At 62.0% G+C, this 5,067-nt stretch carries 6 protein-coding genes; 4 read left to right on the top strand and 2 right to left on the bottom strand.

Features of this window, described 5'->3' with window-relative positions; genetic code table 11:
- Nucleotides 1-45 precede the first annotated feature (45 nt).
- Nucleotides 46-876, bottom strand: a complete 831-nt coding sequence (locus tag C693_RS21685) for a hypothetical protein (protein ID WP_017462501.1) — start codon at nucleotides 874-876, stop codon at nucleotides 46-48.
- Nucleotides 877-993: 117 nt separating this feature from the next.
- On the bottom strand, nucleotides 994-2,073 hold the full coding sequence (locus tag C693_RS0111895) for a site-specific integrase (protein WP_052329390.1): 1,080 nt from the start codon (nucleotides 2,071-2,073) through the stop codon (nucleotides 994-996).
- A gap of 104 nt (nucleotides 2,074-2,177) precedes the next feature.
- Here C693_RS0111895 and C693_RS0111900 point away from each other — a divergent pair, with 104 nt between their 5' ends.
- The 4 genes from C693_RS0111900 (at nucleotide 2,178) to C693_RS23735 (ending at nucleotide 4,563) form a co-directional block, all read left to right on the top strand.
- Nucleotides 2,178-3,071, top strand: a complete 894-nt coding sequence (locus C693_RS0111900) for a DNA-binding protein (RefSeq protein WP_017462503.1) — start codon at nucleotides 2,178-2,180, stop codon at nucleotides 3,069-3,071.
- 47 nt (nucleotides 3,072-3,118) lie between these two features.
- Entirely contained in the window at nucleotides 3,119-3,664 is a 546-nt protein-coding gene (locus C693_RS0111905) for a hypothetical protein (RefSeq protein ID WP_157798615.1), read from the top strand.
- A gap of 91 nt (nucleotides 3,665-3,755) precedes the next feature.
- The gene (locus C693_RS0111910) at nucleotides 3,756-4,019 is read left to right on the top strand and encodes a helix-turn-helix transcriptional regulator (protein ID WP_026107375.1); all 264 of its coding nucleotides are present in this window, start codon (nucleotides 3,756-3,758) and stop codon (nucleotides 4,017-4,019) included.
- 85 nt (nucleotides 4,020-4,104) lie between these two features.
- The gene (locus C693_RS23735) at nucleotides 4,105-4,563 is read left to right on the top strand and encodes a hypothetical protein (protein WP_157798616.1); all 459 of its coding nucleotides are present in this window, start codon (nucleotides 4,105-4,107) and stop codon (nucleotides 4,561-4,563) included.
- Nucleotides 4,564-5,067: the final 504 nt, after the last annotated feature.

Below are 5,067 nucleotides of genomic sequence, written 5' to 3' on the forward strand. Positions count from 1 at the left end.
CGACGAAGATAGATCATTGTTATATATACTATTTTATCGCTTATTTTATACTATCGGGGGATGGGCACAATTAGCCAACTTCCATTTGGTCGGATTGACGATCGGGAGCTTTCCATAAGCATCCCAAAAAGCGGTGAGTTGTGCGTCGGACAGCCCGACCGCAGGCAGGTCTTCGTCCCTGCCGCCATTGCTAAGCGCCCTCCAGAATGGCATTACGGTCTCCCGCGCATTTTCATCGAGGACCATGGTTCTTGCCGGCCCCTCCTCATAGGAAACGAGGACTCGCTCTTCGCTTCTCGACCAGTACACCGATCCGTGCAGATTGATTAGGTTCACCTGGGGCACGGCCTGCTGGTGGCGTTCAAAAATTCCCGTGCGCATGAAGAACGTGTTGTAGTTGCGCGCCTCAACCACTCGATGGAAAAATCCGCGCCCACCGTCATTGATTACGAAATCGTGCCCTCCATCCAGCATCACCTGGTTGGCGGCATGCGGCAGACAGCCGTCATAGTTAGTCGTGAAGACATTGCAACGCTTGTCGATACCGCGCCGCCGCTGGAGCATCACCAGGAGTGTCCGGACCAGTTGCTTGTAGTTGGCGAGGACGGGGGCTCGATCGACATCTTGACGAATGACATCAAACTGCATCGTTTGCGCGGCAAGGATGCACGTTTCGTAATAATGCATAAACAAGGCGGTGAGACGAGGCCTGTCATTCGCTTTCTCGTACTGCGTGGCCAGCGTTTCGATTGTGTGCGGACGGCCGTCACCCCGTGTCACATTGAGGGCCAAGGTGGGCAGTAGCCCAACAGACGCCCCCGATCCGATGAGCAGGTTGAGGTGCTTGTCATAGATTGCCGCCACGTCAAAACTCATGTTCATTCCTTTGTTCACTGCGCCATCGCGACGGCAGAGGGAAGTCCGGGGGCACGACCTAGCCGAGCGCACTCCGTGGTGACTGTCTAGGTTCGCGGCATTGTGCGCCGCGCGGGCTTACTTAAGCAGCTTTGCGGCCGGATTGTCTTCGGCCTGCCCAGATTGGAAGTACCCGATGACGCTTGCAACGGAGCGATGCTCGGTCATGGCCATCACAGCGGGCAGTGGCACGCCTTGTTTGCCCGCCTCGGTGACAAAACCCGACCGCAAGCTGTGCGCCCCAAAGTCACCCTTCAATCCCGCCTGAGCGGCTCGGCGCTTGACGATAGCCGCCACCGAACCCGGGAGCAGGGCAGGGCCAACGCGGTCCTTCCAGATCCGCCGAAAAATTGCCCCCTCGCGAATGCCCGAGGCTTCCAGCCAGGCCGTCAGCGCTTCGGCGCTGCGCCCCAAGATCGGCTTGTCCGGCGTCGAATCGGCCTTCACCCCGGCCTGCTGGGTCTTCGAATACTCCAGCCGATAGATGTAACCGTCCTCGCCGACCTTGCGCAGGTCCCGCAGGTCGGCCGCCGCGATCTCACTGCGCCGGCGCCCGCCGCTGGCGAAGCCGAAGCAGAGCAGGGCGCGATCACGCAGGCCTTCCAGGGAGTCGTCGCAGGTGGCAAGCATCGCCTCGAGCTCGGGGCGCGTGATGGCGGTCTTCTTGGTCGGGCGCTCCCCGCGTTTGACCGCCGCGCGCCGGGCGCGGCTCAGCAGTGTGCGCACGCTGGCCAGCTCGCACGGGTTCGTCAGTCGCTTGAGCTTATGCGCCGTCGACAGCACGGCCACACGCTGGACCACGGTGGGGAGCTTGAGCGGTCCGAGCCTGGCCTTGAGGCCAGCGGCGACCAGCGCCTGATCGATCGCCGGCGGCAGCTCGCTGACCAGGCCGGTCTTGTTCTTGCGCTGGATGTGGTCGACCAGGAACTGGATCACCACGGCCTCGCTCGCCGGCAAGGTGAGCTCGACGCCGAAGCGCGCCTGGTGCCAGCCGGCCCAGTAGCGCAAGGCGGCGGCGTAGCTGCGCGTGGTGTTCGCGGCAGCCGCTTCGGCCAGCAGTTCGCGCACGGCGTCGGCGGCCTGCTGGGCCAGCTGTTCCGGCAGCACCAGGCCGGCGGCGGGTGCTGCGAGGGTGGGTAAGTCGCGTGTATGTTTCATAAAACGTAATGTACACTACGAAATAGGGCGTCTACTGGCGATAATCATCACTTATCGCGAGTAGAAAACCCAGAGGGCAGGGCGCCGATCGAGGAGACCGTTTCATGCCACGAGGCATCACCCAGGACCAGGTCAATGCCGCCGCCGACGCCATCCTGGGCGCCGGCGAGAATCCGACCGTGGACAAAGTGCGCGCCGCGCTGGGTACCGGCTCGCCGAACACGGTGACGCGCATGCTCGAGGCGTGGCGCAATCAGCTGGGCGAACGGTTGCGCCAGCTCAGCGCCCTGCCGGAGCTGCCGCTCCCCGTGGGGCAGGCGATGGTAGGCCTGTGGCAACTGGCCACCGAGCACGCGAGCCAGGCGATCGCCGGGCGCTTTGCCGAGGAGCAGGCGGCGCTGGAGACGGCCCGGAGCACCCTTGCGGCCGAACGCCAGACATGGGCTGCCCGCCTGGAGGCCGCGGCGATCGATCGGGCTCGGGCCCTGGCGGCCAAGGATCTGGCCGAACACGCCTGTGCCACCCTGGATGCGCAGCTGCAGGACAGCCACGCCCTTCGGACCGATCTTGCCCAGCAGCGGGATCGCCTGCAGGCGCAGTGCGATCAGCTGAGTGCCGAGCTTCAAGGGCTGCGCGCCCAGCAGGCCGAGCAGCAGCAAGCCGCCGCGGCGGAGCGGGCCCGCCAAGAGGCGTACGTCCGTAACCTCGAGGATCGCGCCCACCAGGAAGTCGATCGTGCCCGGCAAGAAGCCAAGCAGTGGCAGCACCGACACGAAACCGCTGAGCAAAGCCATCGCGAGGCACTGCTTGCGTTGGAGGCTCGATGCGACGCGTCGCAGAAGCAGTCGCAACAAGCTGAGAAAGAGGTTGCACGCCTCTTAGGGCAGGTCGCGGCACTGGAAACGTCGCTCGCGAAGGCCAGTGCCATCCGCAAAACAAAGCGAGCCCCGCGGTCCTCCGGGGCACCCCGGGGCGCTCAGCCCAAGAAGACGAAGTAAGGGCCCTCAGCAGTACCCTAGGGCGACGTATGGTTAGGGCGAAGGATGTGAGTGCGCGCGAGGACTCCGAACGAACCGGTCCCGCGCCAGAATCGCTTCAGGCGATCGCGGAGCAGGTCGCGAGTGCGTTTATCCATCGTCTGGCACCGTCCTTCAGACCACCCGCGCGCATCGTGTGTCCATCCGACGAGGCGGAACAGGCCATCGTGGATGCGGTGGCGGCCGCGGCGGCCGCGCGGGGGATTCCGGCTGAGGTCATCGATGTGCGACCGGCGCCCGCTGCGCGGCTGGATGCCGTCACGGCACGACTCGTGACGTCGGTAGACGAATCAGCTGACAGCGAGTCCGTTCCGACGCTACTGATCATCTTGGGTTTCGACGTGTTCGGCGACGACGCCCACGACGGCCCCACATATCCATTTCGATCCCGTTTTCAATTCGACAAGCAGTTCCTTTGGCTGTTCGTCGGCCGAGAGGCTTCACGCATGCGGTTCTTGTTCGGAGGCCACCAACGACCGCTGTATCGTGCCGCAGGGGACATCACTCCCGAAGATTGGCGGGCGACCCAACAGCATGGCCGACCGAGCATTTAAGAGTTACACGGCATGCTGAGTACGACCATCCGTAGCCCTTGGGCTACAGTTTGGTCATTCAATGGCGAATTCTGATGCCCGAGGGCTACAAATGACGTGCCTTGCCGACGTGGCTGAATTTCTCAGACGAGTGCGCCTGGAAGCCGGGCTTTCCCAAGAAGAGCTGGCGAATCGAGCAGGTGTGGCGCGAACGACCGTAGCTCGCATGGAAACTCTGGCCAAGGGCGACATGAGCGTGTCCATCCTGGTGCGACTACTGGAAGGGGCCGGCTACGATCTGAAGGCGGTCAAGCATGGGCATATACGGACACTTGATGACATCTTGGCGGAACAACGCCAGGAAAATCGCGCGTAAAAAGCTTGAGACCGCGATACCGGACAGTTCGCTGCCGAGCTAGGGCTCGTGGGTTTTAGCGAGCGTCGCAGAGAGGATCATCGTCATGAACCATCTCAACCCAGAAAAAGCAGCGGCAGCAATTCGTGACGAATTGCTAGCACTTGGCTGGCCAACATCCACCGAAGTTGGCCTGGCGAACGACAACAGTGTCATCGATCCCGCTGTTTGGGCAAAGGCCAAACGTGATTCTGGGGAGCTTCTCGGAGTGTGGTCGGCTGAGGATCAGACCTATCGCCATCCGAGTTTTCAGTTTTACGCAGATGGAACGCTACGCCCAAGAATCAAAGAGCTGCTGGTTGCTCTTGCAGAGTCCCCCGATTGTTCTGCGGACGCGGATCCAAGCGGTTGGTGTCGAGCGCTTTGTCTCCATGGCTCGTCGTATGCACTGATGGGAGCACATGGAGAGCCGCGGGCTGCAGCTGACGTGTTTCCTGAGGATCCAGAGTCGGTGATCCAGTGGGCCCGCCGACGAGCCGAGCAAGATCCAAATTTGCATTGGTGACGTAGCGCCACGGCGCTTCATGCGATGAAAATTGGCACCGAACTGCGAAGGTGCGATCCAAATTGCTTCGGAGGGCTTTAGGGCCCCGTGCGATGAAAGTTGGCACTAGATGTGTGCAGAGCTCCCAAAGGTGTACACCTCGGGCAGCATTGCAGGAAATGTGTACCGACTTATGTGCGCGTGGTGGGCATCCAGACTGCATAGCCAGGGCACTCGAGAGTACGCTCAACAGGTGGACGTCGACGATTCGGAGATGCAGGACGCAGTCGATAACGTCGCGGCCGCGGGAGCCCGACAGCTGCCATTCGATCATCCCGCCGTGATCTCGTGATGGCGCAGTTGGCCTCACCTGGGACGCATAGCTAATTGCGCATAATGTATATTATGTAAAATGGAGAATGGCCCCACGACGGGCTTGGCATGCGGTCGACGTCCCCCCGCTTTGAGTAGCGGGACGGTTTGGAGTCCGGGGTCACTTTAACTGCTTGGCATAGGCGGCGGGTG

The organism is Dyella ginsengisoli LA-4 (assembly GCF_000334915.1).
GTDB lineage: Bacteria > Pseudomonadota > Gammaproteobacteria > Xanthomonadales > Rhodanobacteraceae > Dyella_A > Dyella_A ginsengisoli_A.